Origin of the sequence: Tenacibaculum jejuense (genome assembly GCF_900198195.1) — a bacterium.
Lineage (GTDB): Bacteria > Bacteroidota > Bacteroidia > Flavobacteriales > Flavobacteriaceae > Polaribacter > Polaribacter jejuensis.
Window position 1 is genome coordinate 1,883,173 of sequence record NZ_LT899436.1, and the last position, 20,566, is coordinate 1,903,738.

A 20,566-nucleotide genomic window follows, 5' to 3' on the forward strand; every position below is an offset into this window, starting at 1 on the left:
ATGGGATTCGAAATTAATAAAGCTAAACAAAACCAAAAGGAAAGTAGTTTTGATATTGATAGTCTTTTAAAAAAGGAGATTACATTATTTGGAAATGCATTTTCAAATAAAAAAAGGGAAGCTTTTTACACCGAACTCTATGTATTACTTCAAGCTGGTTTAGAGTTAAAAGATGCCTTAGATTTAATAGCTAAAGAACAAAAAAAAGAATTGGATATCAATCTATTTCAAAACATTATAGATGATTTAATTAGAGGGAAAAACTTTTCTGATGCATTACGAGCTAGAAAGGTTTTTTCAGATTACGAATTCTATTCAGTACAAATAGGTGAAAAAACAGGAACTTTACAAAAGGTAATTGAAGAATTAAGCATTTTTTATAAGCAAAGAAATGAACAACGTAGAAATGTAATCAATGCACTTTCTTATCCTTTAATTATACTTTTTACAGCTTTTTTTGCAGTTGTATTCATGATGCAATTTGTTGTACCAATGTTTGCTGATATTTTTAAACAGAATAAGGTAGAGTTACCATGGATTACAAGTAAAATAATTAGTGCTTCAAATTTCTTTAGAGATTATTATTGGATTCTATTAATCTTATTATTAGGTTTTCTAATTTTCCGTAGGGCATTTTCAAAAAAAACATGGTATAAGAAAATGTCCTCTCTTATGGTATTAAAAACGCCATTTGTAGGAGAATTTTTCAGGAAAGTGAAAATAGCTCAATTCACACAGGCTATAACATTATTAATAGGTGCTAAAGTTCCTTTATTAAATGGAATTCAACTGACTCAAAAAATGATTACTTTTTATCCTTTACAACAAGCTTTGAAAACAATAGAGAAAGATATTTTATTGGGTAAATCTTTATCAGAAAGTATTAGTAATCATAACATATTTGACAGTAAAATGGGAGCTTTAATTAAAGTTGCTGAAGAAACAAACCAAAACCATGTGATTTTTCAACGACTTACAGAACAATATACCAAAGATATTGAGTATCGATCTAAAATGCTTAGTTCTGTTTTAGAGCCAGTAATTATTTTATTTTTAGGCGTAATTATTGCTACGATATTAATCGCAATGTATATTCCTATGTTTAATTTAAGTACGGTAATAGGTTAATCTCTAACTATTTCTTTTAAGTTTTTATTTTGGTCTATTTCCCATACGTTTTTTACACCATCACCGTCAAAATCTTCAATAGCAGTAGCTCTAGCTTTAAATGAATTTTTAGATGCTTCAATAATCTCATAACTATAATATACATTATTCCCTGAACCATTCGCGTTAGGAGCTTCAAAATCTATATCATTAAAATTATTAGAGTATTTAGAATTGATATAATAGTAGTCTTTTTGTAACCCATGTAAATGTGTAAGTTGAATTTTAGCTTCCATACTCTTAGACTTAGTAACTTGTTTCATTAAATTAGGAAGAGCAATTAAAACTAGTATTCCAACAATAACCATAACAACTAATAATTCCTGTAGGTTAAAAGCATCAGTTTTCTTCTTTAAAAATTTCAATTTCATATCAATACCATTATATTTTACAAATACAAAATTATAAAAAAGAAATTATTTTATACTTTTATACCCGATTTAATAAAGACCTTATGAAAAAGATAGTAGTATTAATTATATTTTCGATAACATTGCTAAGTTGCGAAGCAATTTTTGTTGAAAATATTAGTGATAAAATAGTACAAGTTTTGGCCCCCAAAACAGGTAACGAACTAGATAAAGGACCTGTTGTTTTCTCTTGGGAAGAGTTAGAAGGTGCAGATGAATATCACTTAAAAATTGCAACACCTAATTTTTTAAATGCAAATCAAATAGTGTTAGATACAATTATTACAAGAAGATCATTTAGCGAAGATTTAACGACTGGAGATTATGAATGGTCTGTAATAGGAAAAAATTCTGAGTACGAAACTTTAGAGGAAATTAATATATTAACTATAAGATAATTGAAGTTGAAAAGGAGTATAGTTTTTATTCTATTAACTTTAATACACATATCATTTTTTGCACAGGTTAAAGATGATAGAATTAAAGTATTAGAGAGGAAGTTAGATAGTTTAACAAGAGTAATACCGGCATTAGCAGAAACAGTAGATTATAATATTAATGATGTAGACTTACCTACATTGTTAAATACTATAGCAGAAAAAAAGAAAGTAAATTTTAGTATTAGTACAAAGTTAAGTAATTACAGAGTATCGAATAACTTTGTAAACGTAACTATAAAAGATGTTTTACTGCATTTATGTAGTGAATATTCACTTACTTTTGATGCAATTGGTAATATTATTTCGATTCGAAAGTTTGAAAAAAAAGTAGTTATAAAAAAGCGAGTAATTCCAATAGAATATGATTTAAATAGTAATTTGTTTTCTATTGACTTAAAAAATGATAGTTTATCAACTGCATTAAGAAGAATTACGGAAGTTACAGGTAAAAATATGTTGTATGGTATTGGTTCTGGATCAAAAAAAATAACAGCATACATAAAAAATAAACCTCTAGAAGGAGCCATTGATAAAATAGCCTACACAAATAATTTAACTGTTACAAAAACCAAAGATGGCTATTATTTATTTGAATCTTTGGAAACAGCTCAAGTAAATAGCTCAACTAGAAATGGAAAAAATCAACAACAAATTCAAAGACCAACACGATATAGAAGTTCAAACTTTTATTTCAAGGTTAAAGATTCTATAAAACAAATTCTAGAAGTCGATTTTGATAATACAGATGTTGGTTCTATAATTAAAGACATCGGGCTTCAATTAAATATTGATATGTATACAGATACGGCTTTATCAGGTTTATCTAAAGTTACATTTAAAGCCAAAGAAATAACATACGATCAATTATTAACTAGAATACTTGAAGATAATAGCACATTAACTTTCAAGAAGGAGAACAATATTTATTATTTTTCAGGAAGTAAGAAAGAAGCTATTAAAAGCTATGTTACAATTCCTTTAATGCATCGTTCTATAGAAATTATGACTACTCCTTCTACCAACAGAAATAACAATAATAATTTCAATTCGTTTTCGGGTTCTGGTAATATCGGAGGTTTCGGGAATCAAGGAGGCATTATAAACGGAAATAATTCTTTTAATTCTCCAAATTCGTTTAACAATAGAAATACAGTTTCCCAAGGCTTTAATCAGAATAGGAGGCAGGTGAATCAAAGGAGTCAGGCACCTTTTTCCGATTACAATAATAAAGTAGAGGCATTATTAAATATAGTTCCTAAAGGACTATTAACAGATTTAGATATTAAAGTTGATACTGAACTCAATAGTTTTATTGTAGCTGGAGATACCCAAAAAATTGACAAGTTTCGAAAGTTTATAAAAAAAATAGATAAACCTATTCCTGTAATTCTTATTGAAGTAATGATATTAGAGGTCAACAAAACATCTACAGTAGATACTGGAGTTGAGTTTGGTTTAGGAGACGCACCTGTGAATAGTAGTGGTAAGTTATTTCCTTCTTCAGAATTTACTTTAGGAGCAAATACTTTAAATAAAATTATAGGAGGTTTTAATGGTTTTGGTTCTTTAAATGTTGGTAGAGTAGTACCAAATTTTTATGCTAAAATTCAAGCAATGGAAACTAACGGTAACATAAAAATAAGATCAACTCCTAAATTAGCTACCTTAAATGGTCATGAGGCAGTTTTATCTAATGGTGCAAGATCTTACTATGCTGTAGTAAGAAGAGATATTATTGGTACACAAAATCCGCAAACTACAGAGATTAGAAATTATGTTCCTATAGATGCAGATTTATCTATTTCTATAAGACCCATGGTAGCAGGAGATAAACAAATTACTTTAAGTATTAATGTACTTCAGTCTAGTTTTAATGAAAGTGATAGAATAGATGATGAAGCACCTCCGGGTATAAATTCAAGAGAATTTACTTCTATTGTCAGAGTAAAAGATCAAGATATTGTTATTCTAGGCGGTTTAGAAGAAAATTTGAAGAACGATTCTGGTTCTGGTGTTCCTTTTTTAGCTAGAATTCCTGTAATAAAATGGCTTTTCAGTAAAAAAACAAGAATCGATTCCAAGAAAAAGTTATCGGTATTAATTAAACCTACTATAATAAAGTAACGATGAAAGATCGTTTGTTTTTTGGAAATATATTATCTGCGGTTGAATATTCTTTTGATTCGGATGGGAATGAAATTTATATTCATTTGCAGCTAGAAAAGAAAAAGCAAAAGTTAGAAATAAAAGATTCAAGACGTTTTTTTAATCAAGATGAACTGTTACAATTTTTAAAAGAATCTAGTATCCGTCACACGATACTTGTTTTAAATAATAAGCAAGTTTTATCTAAATCGATCGAAACAAAAAACGAGCTTGAAGAAATTATTTTTAAAAGGGCTTTTCCATCTTTACCTTCCAAAGAATTTTACAAAAGGATACTTCCTACAAATACAGGAACATATTTGTCTGTTGTGCGTGAAAGTTATGTAGCTTCAGTAATTAAAGAGTTTGCGAATATCAATATAAATGTTTTAGATGTACTATTAGGTAATACAGCTTTCAGTTCCTTAGTTTCTATTATTGAAAATGGAGAAATATCAACTTCAAATACTAAACTTACATTAGCAAATAGTGCTGTAACTTCAGTTGCTACTAAAAAGTTTACTAATGAAGATTACAAAATCAATGGATTACAAATTAATAATCAATACATATTAAGTTTAAGTGCCATAGTATATTTCTATCTAAATAAAGAAGTTAGTTATAAACAAGAATATTTTACAGCATATTTAGAAAAGAAGAAATTTAATTTAGGCTATAAAATAATTTTAGGAATCATTTTCTTTTTGGTACTATTGAACTTTATTTATTTCAATAATTACAATACAGAAGTAAACAGATTAACGCAACAACTAGAAATTAAAAAAGATGGTAAGCGTAAGTTAATCGATCTAAAATCTAATGTTAAAAAGAAGAGGAAGTTACTTTCAGAATTACAAAACTCTTCTGCATTTTCTGTGGCCAAATATTCAGATCAAATTGTTAGTGAAATACCAAAATCAATACTTTTAAGCGAATTAATATATCAACCTTTAAATAGAGTATTAAAAAAAGGAAAAGAAACAAGCTTCAAAATAAAAGAGATTGAAGTTAAAGGAGTATTCAATAATTATATAGAGTTTACAAGTTGGATAGATAATCTTGAAAAGAAAGACTGGGTAAAACAATTATTAGAATTAACGACAGAGAAAGCCAAAAGAAAAAAGAATTCTAATTTTCATATTTTAATTCTAATTGAGTAATGAGTTTTAAAAAGAAAAACATACTACTGTTAATTGGTTTTGTAATTTCCTTACCATTATTATATATACTTAGTTTTAGTAATACATTAGAACTTAAAGAAAAATATAATAACTTAAAAAAAGAAAAACAATCTGCCGATAACATTAGCGCAAATTTATTAGGTTTAAAACAAGAGGAAAAGTATATAGATTCTATACTTAAAAGTGAAAATGTTCTATTGAACAATTCATTTCAACAAATCTTGTTAAAAAAGATAAATTTCTACAGAGAGCTACACGCTGTTGAAATTGTAACATTTAAAAATTATACAGAAGTAATAGATAACGGTATTAAATGCCAAATCTATCCAATTACTATCAGAGGCGATTATAATTCATTATTACAATTTTTAAACTATTTCGAAAAGGAAGGATTGGGAGAAATTAAATCTTATAGTTTTTTAAGAAAGAAAGATTATGCAAAGAGAAAAGAATATTTAAACTTAGAAATTTTATTTAAAAGAGTTCTTTCTGAATAGTACTTATATTTATTGTGTATAATAACTTTAATCTCGAAATATTTTTTAATACACTTTTAGTACCCAAAAGTACCAAGACTGATAATTTAAGAGGATTTAATCTTAGATAATATTAACATTTTTAATTTTCCCAATAGAAAAACAAATATCATATACAAGACAAATGTTAACGTTGTGTTATATTGATAAAAATTATTCTCCTGTAGAAGTTGTAATCACTAAATTTTTTGATTCAGAACTACTTTTTTTTGTAAAAAAAATAGTTTATGTGTTAATAATTGTTAAAAGTTTTTATATTTATACTGTTGTTAAACCTCATTTAAGAATAACAACTTAACCAAACATTTCGAATTTCTAACTACTGTTATTTATAATAATCAGTATAAAGTATAATAACGTATATGAATTAAATTACGCTCTAGTTCAAATCACATAATACAAAGATTTAGAAATTCACATGTAAGTTTCCCCGAGCCAGCCAATTTCTTCTAATCTAAATTTAGCATTCTAAAGAAGCATTTAGTAACGGTTTTTTTTGTAGTGTTTGTATTCTGGTAAAGTAATTTTACAACTCATCTTCGTTTTTATCCTTTTAAATAGTTTTTAACTAACCTAAATAAGTCATTTTTTATGAAAAAAAAGTACTCCATTATCAGTGCTTTAAGAGTAAAGGTGTTCCTATTGTTTGTATTAGTAAATACATTAATACAATTCAATGCGGAAGCTCAAACATGTACAATTAATGCGGGAGATCTTAATTTTAGAATCTGTGAAGGTTCACCGTTTAATTTTACTGGGCAAGCTTTAACACCACCAGATCAAACAACTTGGACACAAATTGCAGGTCCGTCTGTTATCATCGATGATGTTAACGATCCTACTTCTGCAGTTTTTGGAATGGTAGGAGGAAATACGTATCGTTTTAGTTTTTCCGCCAACTGTACACCATTAACTCAAGAAGTAGAAGTTATTGTTGAACCCCTAACACAAGCCAATGGAGGAATGGACATAGAATTTTGTCCAGATAGTATGGGGAATGTTTCCGTTTCAGGTAATGCGCCTTTGGTTGCGGGAGAAACAGGAAGATGGGAAATCACATCAGCATCAAACCCTGCTGGTGTAACTATAGATTTTCCAAATTCAGAAACAACAACATTAACAATGCCAGCAACCAGTTGTGGTACATCTACACTTTCTTGGATTATAGAAAGAGAATATGCACCGGGGTTATTTTGTAGATCACAATCTGATATCCAAGTAACCAATTATGGTGGAGTTCAACCCGTAGACGCTGGTTTCGATCAAACATTGAGTAATTGTTATACAACTACTACAGGAACAAATTTAGATGCAACTTTTGGAGGTTGTAGTTTAAATGGTCAGGTTGGATCTTGGAGTTTTGTTAGTGGACCAAGTATTCCAAATTTTGCAGATATTAATGACGCAGATACAGGTATTAGTGGTTTAAGAGAAGGAACTTATGTGTTAAGATGGAGCGTAGGAGGTCCTTGTTCAACTGCTGAAGATACAGTAACTATAACAGTACCGGCTGCAACACAAGATGTAACTGACGTATCTGGATCTCGATTAAATTATTTTATATGTGATACAGGTATCAATGAAATAACATTAGAAGGAGCGCAACCACAATTTGCTGGAGAAACTGTTTCTTGGACGCAAACTGGAGGTACAGCATTACCAGGTGGTTCAATTCAATCACCAACAAGTCCAACTACGGTAATAAGCAATTTATCTCCAGCAGGAGATCCTTATACTTTTAGATATAGGTTAGTAAATTCAGTTACAGGATGTGATTCATTTAGAGAATACAGAGTTATTTTTAGAGGTTCATCTAGAACAGTTACTGTAAACAGTGGTAATGATATATTCGGAACCTGTGGGCAAACTAATTTTGATATACCAATTGCATCTACAGGAACAGGTTTTAATCAATATAGAATTGTAAGTGGACCAGCTGATTCACCTTTAGGACCATTCCCAAACGCCCTCTCAAATGCAGGAGGAACCAACCTTAATGTAGATTTAGTAGAAGAAGGTACTTATGTTTTAGAATTTGTTAGAAGAGAAGGAGGACAATTATCTAGTGGATGTACAGATGGATTTGATACTATTAACATAACAGTTTCAGCAAATACAAATTCACCAAATGCAGGTTTAGACTTTAGTGAATCGTGTGGTACTGCATCTACAAGTTTAATAGGTAATATACCTACTGCAGGTACTCCAATTTGGAGTCAAATTAGTGGTCCAAATACAGCAACAATCGCAGACCCTTTTGTCACAACTGCAAATGTTTCTGGTTTAATTCCAGGTACATACGAATTTCAATATACTTTTCAAGGTGGTGGTTCGGCATGTCCAATCACACCAGACACCGTAACAGTCAATGTTTCTAGTGGTTCCTTAACAGCTGCAGCTACAGGACCTGATCAAAACGTTTGTTTTGGAGCTCCAGTTTTTATGGCAGCAAATGAACCAGGAGCGGGAGAAATTGGAACATGGACGGCAGATCCTGGTAATCCAAGTACTGTGACATTTTCAGACATTAATGACCCTAATGCTGTAATTACAGGTTTAACTAGTCCTTCTAGTTCATATATTTTTACTTGGACAATAGACTACACAAATCCAGGGCCTTCTGGATGTGCTACACCTACCTCTAATAATATAACAGTAAATACTACAGCAGATTCAGCACCAACACCCGCAGATGCTGGTCCAGATCAATGTTTGTCATCTGGAACTTTATCATTTAATTTAGGTGCTAATGCAGCAGATATCGGTACAACTGGTACATGGACAGCTTCATCTGCTGCTGGTGTATCTTTTGCGCCTAATGCAAATGATCCTAATGCCACGGCCACTGTTCCTTCAGATGGAGCTTATACTTTTACATGGACAATAACCGATGATTCTGGTACATGTACCGCAACTATGGATGATGTAGATGTAGTTATTGCAGTCCCAGCTTCAGCATCAGCAGCACCAGATCAGTCTATTTGTGCTAGCTCTACAGTAATGACAGCTACTACTTCATCGGGAGCTACAGGAACATGGTCATATGTATCGGGTCCTGGAGGTTTTTCATTTAGTGATATAAATGATCCAACAGCTACTGTTAGTTTTATAAGCAATGGAACATATGTTTTTGAATGGACAGTAGAAGCAGGAAGTTGTTCAACTGATTCTGATCAAATTACAATAGATGTAGGAATTCCACCTACAACAGCAAATGCTGGATCAGACCAAAATGTTTGTAACTTATCAAATGTAACACTTGGGGGAAATACTTTTAATTCCGGTACAGAAATAGGTACTTGGTCATTACTTGCAGGAGCGCCTAATAGTCCTAATATAGCAGATGCGAGTAACCCAAATACAAATGTTACTGGTTTAATAACAGGAACATATACTTTTAGATGGACTATTAAAGGTATTAATAACCCTCTTTGTCCTGAGTCTTTCGATGATGTAATAGTTGAAGTTTACACAAGTGCAAATACAGGGCCAGATCAAAATTTATGTGATGTAACAAGTATATTTTTAGAAGGAAATGAAAATTCTACAGGTACTTGGACTAAAGTGTCTGGACCAGCAGGAGAAGTAATTTCACAGTCTCCATCACCTAATGGACCAGTAGCTAATGTAGATATTTCTACTTCAGGTCCTGGAACATATGTATTTCAATATACAACAGATGCACATACTTTTGCTTCTGGTGGAGGTTGTCCAAGTACTAACGATACAGTTCAAGTAATAGTTAGTGGAACACCAAGCTTTGACCCAGATGCAGGTCCCGATCAAGATATATGTAATGCAGATACCACCACGGCAACAATGGCAGGAAATACACCGCCAGCAGATGGTACTACTGCAGAATGGATAATCACATTTGGTCCATCAGGTAATACAGCTGTTGTAGATTCACCAACTTCGCCTACAACCACAATAAGTGGATTAAGTACTCCAGGTATTTATGTAGTTGAATGGACTTTTTCTAACGGAAATTGTGTGAAGTTAGCTGATGTAATGAGGATAGAAGTTTTTGAAGCTCCAACACCAATTGAAGCAGGACCAGACCAGCCAAATGCGTGTCAGTTAGATTTTCAAACTAATGCAACTTTCCCAACAGTAGGACTTGGAGCATGGTCTATAACTAGTGCACCAGCAGGTTCTTCAACAACTATAGATAGCCCGAATAATCCAAATACAACATTATCAAACATAGAAGTAGGGACATATGTTCTTACATGGACTGTTTCTAATGGACCATTCACTAATCCTTCTGCTTGTGAACCACAACCAGATAGTGTAACAATAACATTTAACGATGTTCCTCCTACAGAAGCAGAAGCAGGGCCAGATCAAGTATTATGTGATGCTACTCAAACAAATTTGGGAGCAACACCTGTTTCATCTGGTATTGGAACATGGAGTTTAGTTTCAGGACCAAACAGTCCAACAATAACAGCACCAAATAATCCTAATAGTATTGTTCTAGGTTTAGTAACTGGAACTTATGAGTTTAGATGGAGAACTACTACTACAGGTGATGATGGTTGTTCATTTGAAGATACGGTAACTATAGAAGTAGTTTCAGATCCTCTTGTTGCAGAAGCAGGACCAGATCAGTGTATTGCTGAGTTTTCAAGTTTAACACTTGGAGCTACTCCAGCTTCTTCTGGAACTGGAACTTGGACGCAAGTATCTGGGCCTTCAACGGTAAATTTTATTGATAATGACAATCCAAATACAGCAGTAACAGGAGCTGGAGTAGGAATATATGTTTTTGAATGGACAGTAAATAATGGTACTTGTACACCAGTTAGTGATCGTGTTACCATAGAAATAAAAGCTAATGCTGATTTAGAATTAAACAAGTCTGCAAGTTTAACCTCAGTTAATGTAGGAGATGTTATAACTTTTACAGTAGCTGTATTTAATGATAATTCATCGTCTACTAATGCAAATGCAACAGGAGTTAATGTTCAAGATATTTTACCTGTAGGTTTTGACTTAGTTCCAGGTACGGTTAGTAATGGAGGAACGTTCGATTTAGGAAGTAAAACTGTTACTTGGTCAGGATTAAATATTGCAAATGGAAGTACGATAAATTTAACATACGATGTCACCGTAAATGCGCCAACTGGAGCAGCAGGTGAATATACAAATGTAGCACAAATTACAGCTAGTGATCAGTTTGATCCAGATAGTACACCGAATAATAATATTATCGCAGAAGATGATCAAGATGATGAAACTATAACAATTCAATCAGCAGATTTATCTTTAGAAAAATTAGTTTCTCCAACAGATGTAAGTGTTGGAAATACAGTAACATTTACAATAAATGTTAGTAATGATGGTCCAGATATAGCTACAAATGTAGTTATTGAAGATATTATACCTGTTGGTTACAGTAATATAACAGCTATTAGTAGTAGTGGTACCTTAAACGGTACAGGAGATGAAATCTCTTGGAGCTTAGCTAGTGTACCAGTTGGAGCGAATTCGGTTGTATTAACTTTTGACGCCATTGTGAATGCACCAACAGGAGCTGCAAATGAATATACAAATTCAGTTCAAGTAATGGCTGCAGATCAAGCAGATCCAGATAGTACACCGGGAAATAAGGTTGCAACTGAAGATGATCAAGATGATGCAGCTATTACCTTAGAGCAAGCTGATTTAGAATTAACAAAATCAGTTGCACCAACATCAGGAAATGCAGGAGATACAGTTACGTTTACGATTCAAGTGGATAATGTTGCAAGTGCAGCAACAACAGGAGATGCAACTGGAGTAGAAGTACAAGATATTTTACCATCAGGATATACATTAACACCTGGAACAATTTCATCAGGAGGTACTTACAATGCTGGTTCTGGAATTATTACATGGAGTGGCTTAAGTATTCCTAACGGAGGAAATACTGTATTAACATTTGACGCTACAGTAAATTCTACTGGTATATATGTGAATTCTGCTCAAGTAACAGCTTCAGATTTACCAGATCCAGATAGCACACCAGGAAATTCAATAGCAGCAGAAGATGATCAAGATGATGCTACATTTACATTAGATGAGATAGCTTTATCAGTTGATAAAAGAACAAACCCTGTTTTAACATCAACAACGGTTGGTAGTACAGTTACTTTTGAAATAGAAGTTTCTAATGCAGGTGGATTATCTACAGCTACAGGAGTTCAGATTCAAGATTTATTACCACCTGGTTATGAATTACAAACAGGAACAATATCTAATAGTGGTATTGCCAGTTTTGATAGAAAAACAATAACATGGAATAATTTGACTATAGCTTCAGGAAGTAGTATTGTACTAACATACGATGCTATTATAAATGCGCCAACTGGAGTTCCAGATGAATATAAAAACGTGGTTCAAGTTACTGATGCAGATCAAAATGATAATGGAAGTACACCAAATAACGATGATGGTGATCAAAGTGAACCAGATGAAGATGCTTTAACTATCCCAACTCCACAGCAATCAGATTTAAGTTTAGAGAAGTTAGTAAGTGATAGTACACCGAATGTTGGTGATACAGTTACCTTTAGCTTAGTGATCAGTAATGCAGGAACAAGCAATGCCACAGGAGTAAGTGTTGTTGATGTTGTACCAGCAGGATATAGCGGATTAACTAATCCAAACACAGTTGGAGGAGTTACTGGAGTTATCAGTGGCGGAAACACAGTTACTTGGACAGGTTTAAGTGTTCCAAATACAGGTTCAATTACGTTAACTTTTGAAGCAGTAGTTGATGCGCCAACAGGAGCAGCGAATGAATATTTAAATGTAGCTGAGATTACCTCGAGTGATCAATTTGATCCAGATAGTGATCCAACAAGTGATGCCAATACAGATGATAATGGAGATGGCATTGCAGATGATGATGAGGATAGTATTGCAGTAGTTCCAGAACAATCAGATTTAAGTATTGTTAAGGTTATCAGTGATAGTACCCCAAATGTAGGCGATGTAGTTACCTTCACATTAACGGTTACCAATGCAGGTCCAGACCCAGCTACCGGAGTTGCACTTCGTGATGTAGTACCAAACGGATATACTATTGGAGTGATTAACGATAGCGGTATAGCAAGTGGTACAACCATAGACTGGACAGGTTTAAGTGTTCCAAACAACAATGGAAGTATTAGTGTAAGTTATACAGCTACGGTCAATGCTCCAGGAGCAGGAATAAGTTATACGAATAATGCAGAGATTAGCGCTAGTGATCAATTTGATCCAGATAGTGATCCAACAGTAAATTCAGGAGTTGACGATAAAACCGATGGTTTACCAGATGATGATGAGACTAGTGTTACTCCAGTTGTAGAGCAAGCTGATTTAAGTGTTAGTAAAGGCTTAGCAAGCGGAAGTGCTACCCCAAATGTAGGTGATGTTTTAGTCTTTGAATTAACAATAACCAATGCAGGACCAAGTGATGCCACAGGGGTAGAGATCGTTGATACTTTACCAGTGGCTGGATATACTTTAGGTACGGTTAACAATGGCGGAACAGCAGCTGGAAATGTAGCTACGTGGAGTAATTTAAGTATTCCAAGTGGAGGATTAATCACCGTTACTTATGAAGCTACAGTGTTAGCCCCAGTCAGTCCAGCAGATCCAACCCAATATTTAAATGTTGCAGAGATTACAGCGAGCGATCAGTTTGATCCAAATAGTAGTCCAAATAATGATGATGGTGATCAGAGCGAGGATGATGAGACGAATTTCAACATCACTCCACAGCAATCAGATTTAAGTTTAGCGAAGAGTTTTACAGATAATAATGGAAACAATGTAGAAGTAGGTGATGTTCTTACGTTCACAGTTGCTTTAAGTAACGCAGGTACAGATGTAGCCACAGGAGTAAGTGCTGCTGATGTTTTACCAGTAGGATATAGCATTGTAGCAGGTAGTATAGACAATGGCGGAATTTATAACGCAGGAGCTACGACTATCAACTGGAGCGGACTTACGATTCCATTAACAGGATTAAATCTAACGTACCAAGTTACTGTAAATGCTCCAACAGGAGCAGCAGGTGAGTATACCAATGTAGCTCAAGTAACCGGAAGCGATCAGTTTGATCCAAATAGTACACCAAACAATGATGATGGCGATCAGAGTGAGGACGATGAAGATAATGCGAGTGTTGTTCCAGGTCAAGCTGACTTAGAGTTATCAAAATCACCAAGTGTTAGTTCACCAAATGTAGGCGATGTAATTACTTATACTGTTACGATTACTAACAATGGTACAAGTGATGCTACAGGTGTATCTGTTGCAGATACGGTTCCAAACGGATTACAAATAGTTACAGTTAATAACGGCGGAACACAGACAGGTAATGTAATTACTTGGTCAGGTTTATCCGTATCAGCTACAGGAGGAAGTAACACATTATCTGTTACCTACACGGCTACCGTTTTAGCGCCAGGAGCAGGAGTAAGTTACAACAACGTTGCAGAGATTACGGCGAGTGATCAGTTTGATCCAAACAGTACACCAGATAACGATGATGGAGATCAGAGTGAGGACGATGAAGTTTCTTCATTAATTACCCCACAGCAATCAGATTTAAGTTTAGAGAAGTTAGTAAGTGATAGTACACCGAATGTTGGTGATACAGTTACCTTTAGCTTAGTGATCAGTAATGCAGGAACAAGCAATGCCACAGGAGTAAGTGTTGTTGATGTTGTACCAGCAGGATATAGCGGATTAACTAATCCAAACACAGTTGGAGGAGTTACTGGAGTTATCAGTGGCGGAAACACAGTTACTTGGACAGGTTTAAGTGTTCCAAATACAGGTTCAATTACGTTAACTTTTGAAGCAGTAGTTGATGCGCCAACAGGAGCAGCGAATGAATATTTAAATGTAGCTGAGATTACCTCGAGTGATCAATTTGATCCAGATAGTGATCCAACAAGTGATGCCAATACAGATGATAATGGAGATGGCATTGCAGATGATGATGAGGATAGTATTGCAGTAGTTCCAGAACAATCAGATTTAAGTATTGTTAAGGTTATCAGTGATAGTACCCCAAATGTAGGCGATGTAGTTACCTTCACATTAACGGTTACCAATGCAGGTCCAGACCCAGCTACCGGAGTTGCACTTCGTGATGTAGTACCAAACGGATATACTATTGGAGTGATTAACGATAGCGGTATAGCAAGTGGTACAACCATAGACTGGACAGGTTTAAGTGTTCCAAACAACAATGGAAGTATTAGTGTAAGTTATACAGCTACGGTCAATGCTCCAGGAGCAGGAATAAGTTATACGAATAATGCAGAGATTAGCGCTAGTGATCAATTTGATCCAGATAGTGATCCAACAGTAAATTCAGGAGTTGACGATAAAACCGATGGTTTACCAGATGATGATGAGACTAGTGTTACTCCAGTTGTAGAGCAAGCTGATTTAAGTGTTAGTAAAGGCTTAGCAAGCGGAAGTGCTACCCCAAATGTAGGTGATGTTTTAGTCTTTGAATTAACAATAACCAATGCAGGACCAAGTGATGCCACAGGGGTAGAGATCGTTGATACTTTACCAGTGGCTGGATATACTTTAGGTACGGTTAACAATGGCGGAACAGCAGCTGGAAATGTAGCTACGTGGAGTAATTTAAGTATTCCAAGTGGAGGATTAATCACCGTTACTTATGAAGCTACAGTGTTAGCCCCAGTCAGTCCAGCAGATCCAACCCAATATTTAAATGTTGCAGAGATTACAGCGAGCGATCAGTTTGATCCAAATAGTAGTCCAAATAATGATGATGGTGATCAGAGCGAGGATGATGAGACGAATTTCAACATCACTCCACAGCAATCAGATTTAAGTTTAGCGAAGAGTTTTACAGATAATAATGGAAACAATGTAGAAGTAGGTGATGTTCTTACGTTCACAGTTGCTTTAAGTAACGCAGGTACAGATGTAGCCACAGGAGTAAGTGCTGCTGATGTTTTACCAGTAGGATATAGCATTGTAGCAGGTAGTATAGACAATGGCGGAATTTATAACGCAGGAGCTACGACTATCAACTGGAGCGGACTTACGATTCCATTAACAGGATTAAATCTAACGTACCAAGTTACTGTAAATGCTCCAACAGGAGCAGCAGGTGAGTATACCAATGTAGCTCAAGTAACCGGAAGCGATCAGTTTGATCCAAATAGTACACCAAACAATGATGATGGCGATCAGAGTGAGGACGATGAAGATAATGCGAGTGTTGTTCCAGGTCAAGCTGACTTAGAGTTATCAAAATCACCAAGTGTTAGTTCACCAAATGTAGGCGATGTAATTACTTATACTGTTACGATTACTAACAATGGTACAAGTGATGCTACAGGTGTATCTGTTGCAGATACGGTTCCAAACGGATTACAAATAGTTACAGTTAATAACGGCGGAACACAGACAGGTAATGTAATTACTTGGTCAGGTTTATCCGTATCAGCTACAGGAGGAAGTAACACATTATCTGTTACCTACACGGCTACCGTTTTAGCGCCAGGAGCAGGAGTAAGTTACAACAACGTTGCAGAGATTACGGCGAGTGATCAGTTTGATCCAAACAGTACACCAGATAACGATGATGGAGATCAGAGTGAGGACGATGAAGTTTCTTCATTAATTACCCCACAGCAATCAGATTTAAGTTTAGAGAAGTTAGTAAGTGATAGCACACCGAATGTTGGTGATACAGTTACTTTTAGCTTAGTGATCAGTAATGCAGGAACAAGCAATGCCACAGGAGTAAGTGTTGTTGATGTTGTACCAGCAGGATATAGCGGATTAACTAATCCAAATACAGTTGGAGGAGTTACTGGAGTTATCAGTGGCGGAAACACAGTTACTTGGACAGGTTTAAGTGTTCCAAATTCAGGTTCAATTACGTTAACTTTTGAAGCAGTAGTTGATGCGCCAACAGGAACAGCGAATGAATATTTAAATGTAGCCGAGATTACCTCGAGTGATCAATTTGATCCAGATAGTGATCCAACAAGTGATGCCAATACAGATGATAATGGAGATGGCATTGCAGATGATGATGAGGATAGTATTGCAGTAGTTCCAGAACAATCAGATTTAAGTATTGTTAAGGTTATCAGTGATAGTACCCCAAATGTAGGCGATGTAGTTACCTTCACATTAACGGTTACCAATGCAGGTCCAGACCCAGCTACCGGAGTTGCACTTCGTGATGTAGTACCAAACGGATATACTATTGGAGTGATTAACGATAGCGGTATAGCAAGTGGTACAACCATAGACTGGACAGGTTTAAGTGTTCCAAACAACAATGGAAGTATTAGTGTAAGTTATACAGCTACGGTCAATGCTCCAGGAGCAGGAATAAGTTATACGAATAATGCAGAGATTAGCGCTAGTGATCAATTTGATCCAGATAGTGATCCAACAGCCAATTCAGGAGTTGACGATAAAACCGATGGTTTACCAGATGATGATGAGACTAGTGTTACTCCAGTTGTAGAGCAAGCTGATTTAAGTGTTAGTAAAGGCTTAGCAAGCGGAAGTGCTACCCCAAATGTAGGTGATGTTTTAGTCTTTGAATTAACAATAACCAATGCAGGACCAAGTGATGCCACAGGGGTAGAGATCGTTGATACTTTACCAGTGGCTGGATATACTTTAGGTACGGTTAACAATGGCGGAACAGCAGCTGGAAATGTAGCTACGTGGAGTAATTTAAGTATTCCAAGTGGAGGATTAATCACCGTTACTTATGAAGCTACAGTGTTAGCCCCAGTCAGTCCAGCAGATCCAACCCAATATTTAAATGTTGCAGAGATTACAGCGAGTGATCAGTTTGATCCAAATAGTAGTCCAAATAATGATGATGGTGATCAGAGTGAGGATGATGAGACGAATTTCAACATCACTCCACAGCAATCAGATTTAAGTTTAGCGAAGAGTTTTACAGATAATAATGGAAACAATGTAGAAGTAGGTGATGTTCTTACGTTCACAGTTGCTTTAAGTAACGCAGGTACAGATGTAGCCACAGGAGTAAGTGCTGCTGATGTTTTACCAGTAGGATATAGCATTGTAGCAGGTAGTATAGACAATGGCGGAATTTATAACGCAGGAGCTACGACTATCAACTGGAGCGGACTTACGATTCCATTAACAGGATTAAATCTAACGTACCAAGTTACTGTAAATGCTCCAACAGGAGCAGCAGGTGAGTATACCAATGTAGCTCAAGTAACCGGAAGCGATCAGTTTGATCCAAATAGTAGTCCAAACAATGATGATGGCGACCAGAGTGAAGATGATGAAGATAATGCGAGTGTTGTTCCAGGTCAGGCTGACTTAGAGTTATCAAAATCACCAAGTGTTAGTTCACCAAATGTAGGGGATGTAATTACTTATACTGTTACGATTACTAACAATGGTACAAGTGATGCTACAGGTGTATCTGTTGCAGATACGGTTCCAAACGGATTACAAATAGTTACAGTTAATAACGGCGGAACACAGACAGGTAATGTAATTACTTGGTCAGGTTTATCCGTATCAGCTACAGGAGGAAGTAACACATTATCTGTTACCTACACGGCTACCGTTTTAGCGCCAGGAGCAGGAGTAAGTTACAACAACGTTGCAGAGATTACGGCGAGTGATCAGTTTGATCCAAACAGTACACCAGATAACGATGATGGAGATCAGAGTGAGGACGATGAAGTTTCTTCATTAATTACCCCACAGCAATCAGATTTAAGTTTAGAGAAGTTAGTAAGTGATAGCACACCGAATGTTGGTGATACAGTTACTTTTAGCTTAGTGATCAGTAATGCAGGAACAAGCAATGCCACAGGAGTAAGTGTTGTTGATGTTGTACCAGCAGGATATAGCGGATTAACTAATCCAAATACAGTTGGAGGAGTTACTGGAGTTATCAGTGGCGGAAACACAGTTACTTGGACAGGTTTAAGTGTTCCAAATTCAGGTTCAATTACGTTAACTTTTGAAGCAGTAGTTGATGCGCCAACAGGAACAGCGAATGAATATTTAAATGTAGCCGAGATTACCTCGAGTGATCAATTTGATCCAGATAGTGATCCAACAAGTGATGCCAATACAGATGATAATGGAGATGGCATTGCAGATGATGATGAGGATAGTATTGCAGTAGTTCCAGAACAATCAGATTTAAGTATTGTTAAGGTTATCAGTGATAGTACCCCAAATGTAGGCGATGTAGTTACCTTCACATTAACGGTTACCAATGCAGGTCCAGACCCAGCTACCGGAGTTGCACTTCGTGATGTAGTACCAAACGGATATACTATTGGAGTGATTAACGATAGCGGTATAGCAAGTGGTACAACCATAGACTGGACAGGTTTAAGTGTTCCAAACAACAATGGAAGTATTAGTGTAAGTTATACAGCTACGGTCAATGCTCCAGGAGCAGGAATAAGTTATACGAATAATGCAGAGATTAGCGCTAGTGATCAATTTGATCCAGATAGTGATCCAACAGCCAATTCAGGAGTTGACGATAAAACCGATGGTTTACCAGATGATGATGAGACTAGTGTTACTCCAGTTGTAGAGCAAGCTGATTTAAGTGTTAGTAAAGGCTTAGCAAGCGGAAGTGCTACCCCAAATGTAGGTGATGTTTTAGTCTTTGAATTAACAATAACCAATGCAGGACCAAGTGATGCCACAGGGGTAGAGATCGTTGATACTTTACCAGTGGCTGGATATACTTTAGGTACGGTTAACAATGGCGGAACAGCAGCTGGAAATGTAGCTACGTGGAGTAATTTAAGTATTCCAAGTGGAGGATTAATCACCGTTACTTATGAAGCTACAGTGTTAGCCCCAGTCAGTCCAGCAGATCCAACCCAATATTTAAATGTTGCAGAGATTACAGCGAGTGATCAGTTTGATCCAAATAGTAGTCCAAATAATGATGATGGTGATCAGAGTGAGGATGATGAGACGAATTTCAACATCACTCCACAGCAATCAGATTTAAGTTTAGCGAAGAGTTTTACAGATAATAATGGAAACAATGTAGAAGTAGGTGATGTTCTTACGTTCACAGTTGCTTTAAGTAACGCAGGTACAGATGTAGCCACAGGAGTAAGTGTTGCCGATGTTTTACCAGTAGGTTATAGCATTGTACCAGGTAGTATAGACAATGGCGGAATTTATAACGCAGGAGCTACGACTATCAACTGGAGCGGACTTACGATTCCATTAACAGGATTAAATCTAACGTACCAAGTTACTGTAAATGCTCCAACAGGAGCAGCAGGCGAGTATACCAATGTAGTTCAAGTAACCGGAAGCGATCAGTTTGATCCAAATAGTAGTCCAAACAATGATGATGGCGACCAGAGTGAAGATGATGAAGATAATGCGAGTGTTGTTCCAGGTCAGGCTGACTTAGAGTTATCAAAATCACCAAGTGTTAGTTCACCAAATGTAGGGGATGTAATTACTTATACTGTTACGATTACTAACAATGGTACAAGTGATGCTACAGGTGTATCTGTTGCAGATACGGTTCCAAACGGATTACAAGTAGTTACTATAATAATGGAGGATACAGACAGGTAACTATAAACTGGTCAGGTTTATCCGTATCAGCTACAGGAGGAAGTAACACATTATCTGTTACCTACACG

General features: G+C 35.4%; 7 protein-coding genes. 6 read left to right on the plus strand and 1 reads right to left on the minus strand.

Annotated elements, in window-relative coordinates; all coding sequences use genetic code 11:
- A complete protein-coding gene (locus AQ1685_RS08430) occupies positions 1-1,128 on the plus strand; it encodes a type II secretion system F family protein (RefSeq protein WP_095071189.1) in 1,128 nt (375 codons plus the stop codon).
- On the opposite strand, the gene AQ1685_RS08435 is transcribed toward AQ1685_RS08430, so the two are convergent.
- A complete protein-coding gene (locus tag AQ1685_RS08435; RefSeq protein ID WP_095071191.1) occupies positions 1,125-1,538 on the minus strand; it encodes a type IV pilin protein in 414 nt (137 codons plus the stop codon). The genes AQ1685_RS08430 and AQ1685_RS08435 overlap by 4 nt on opposite strands.
- 83 nt (positions 1,539-1,621) lie before the next feature.
- Between AQ1685_RS08435 and AQ1685_RS08440 the strand changes: the two genes are divergently transcribed.
- From AQ1685_RS08440 to AQ1685_RS08460, 5 genes are all read left to right on the plus strand, one after another.
- Complete coding sequence (locus tag AQ1685_RS08440) at positions 1,622-1,975, plus strand: hypothetical protein (protein ID WP_095071193.1); 354 nt, start codon at positions 1,622-1,624, stop codon at positions 1,973-1,975.
- A gap of 6 nt (positions 1,976-1,981) precedes the next feature.
- Positions 1,982-4,141: a type II secretion system protein GspD gene (locus AQ1685_RS08445; protein ID WP_095075030.1), complete on the plus strand. Its 2,160-nt coding sequence runs from the start codon at positions 1,982-1,984 to the stop codon at positions 4,139-4,141.
- Positions 4,142-4,143: 2 nt separating this feature from the next.
- Complete coding sequence (locus AQ1685_RS08450; protein ID WP_095071195.1) at positions 4,144-5,322, plus strand: hypothetical protein; 1,179 nt, start codon at positions 4,144-4,146, stop codon at positions 5,320-5,322.
- Positions 5,322-5,840, plus strand: coding sequence for a hypothetical protein (locus AQ1685_RS08455; protein WP_095071197.1), 519 nt, complete (start codon positions 5,322-5,324; stop codon positions 5,838-5,840). The genes AQ1685_RS08450 and AQ1685_RS08455 overlap by 1 nt, the downstream gene beginning before the upstream one ends.
- 630 nt (positions 5,841-6,470) lie before the next feature.
- Positions 6,471-20,498 (plus strand): DUF11 domain-containing protein, encoded by a 14,028-nt coding sequence (locus tag AQ1685_RS08460; protein ID WP_095071199.1) that lies wholly within the window; start codon positions 6,471-6,473, stop codon positions 20,496-20,498.
- Positions 20,499-20,566 lie beyond the last annotated feature (68 nt).

Excerpts from the sequence above, each read along its gene's own strand:
- AQ1685_RS08435 (WP_095071191.1), bottom strand. The coding sequence starts at position 1,538 with ATGAAATTGAAATTTTTAAAGAAGAAAACTGATGCTTTTAACCTACAG.
- AQ1685_RS08430 (WP_095071189.1), top strand. The coding sequence starts at position 1 with ATGGGATTCGAAATTAATAAAGCTAAACAAAACCAAAAGGAAAGTAGT.
- AQ1685_RS08460 (WP_095071199.1), top strand. The coding sequence starts at position 6,471 with ATGAAAAAAAAGTACTCCATTATCAGTGCTTTAAGAGTAAAGGTGTTC.
- AQ1685_RS08455 (WP_095071197.1), top strand. The coding sequence starts at position 5,322 with ATGAGTTTTAAAAAGAAAAACATACTACTGTTAATTGGTTTTGTAATT.
- AQ1685_RS08440 (WP_095071193.1), top strand. The coding sequence starts at position 1,622 with ATGAAAAAGATAGTAGTATTAATTATATTTTCGATAACATTGCTAAGT.
- AQ1685_RS08450 (WP_095071195.1), top strand. The coding sequence starts at position 4,144 with ATGAAAGATCGTTTGTTTTTTGGAAATATATTATCTGCGGTTGAATAT.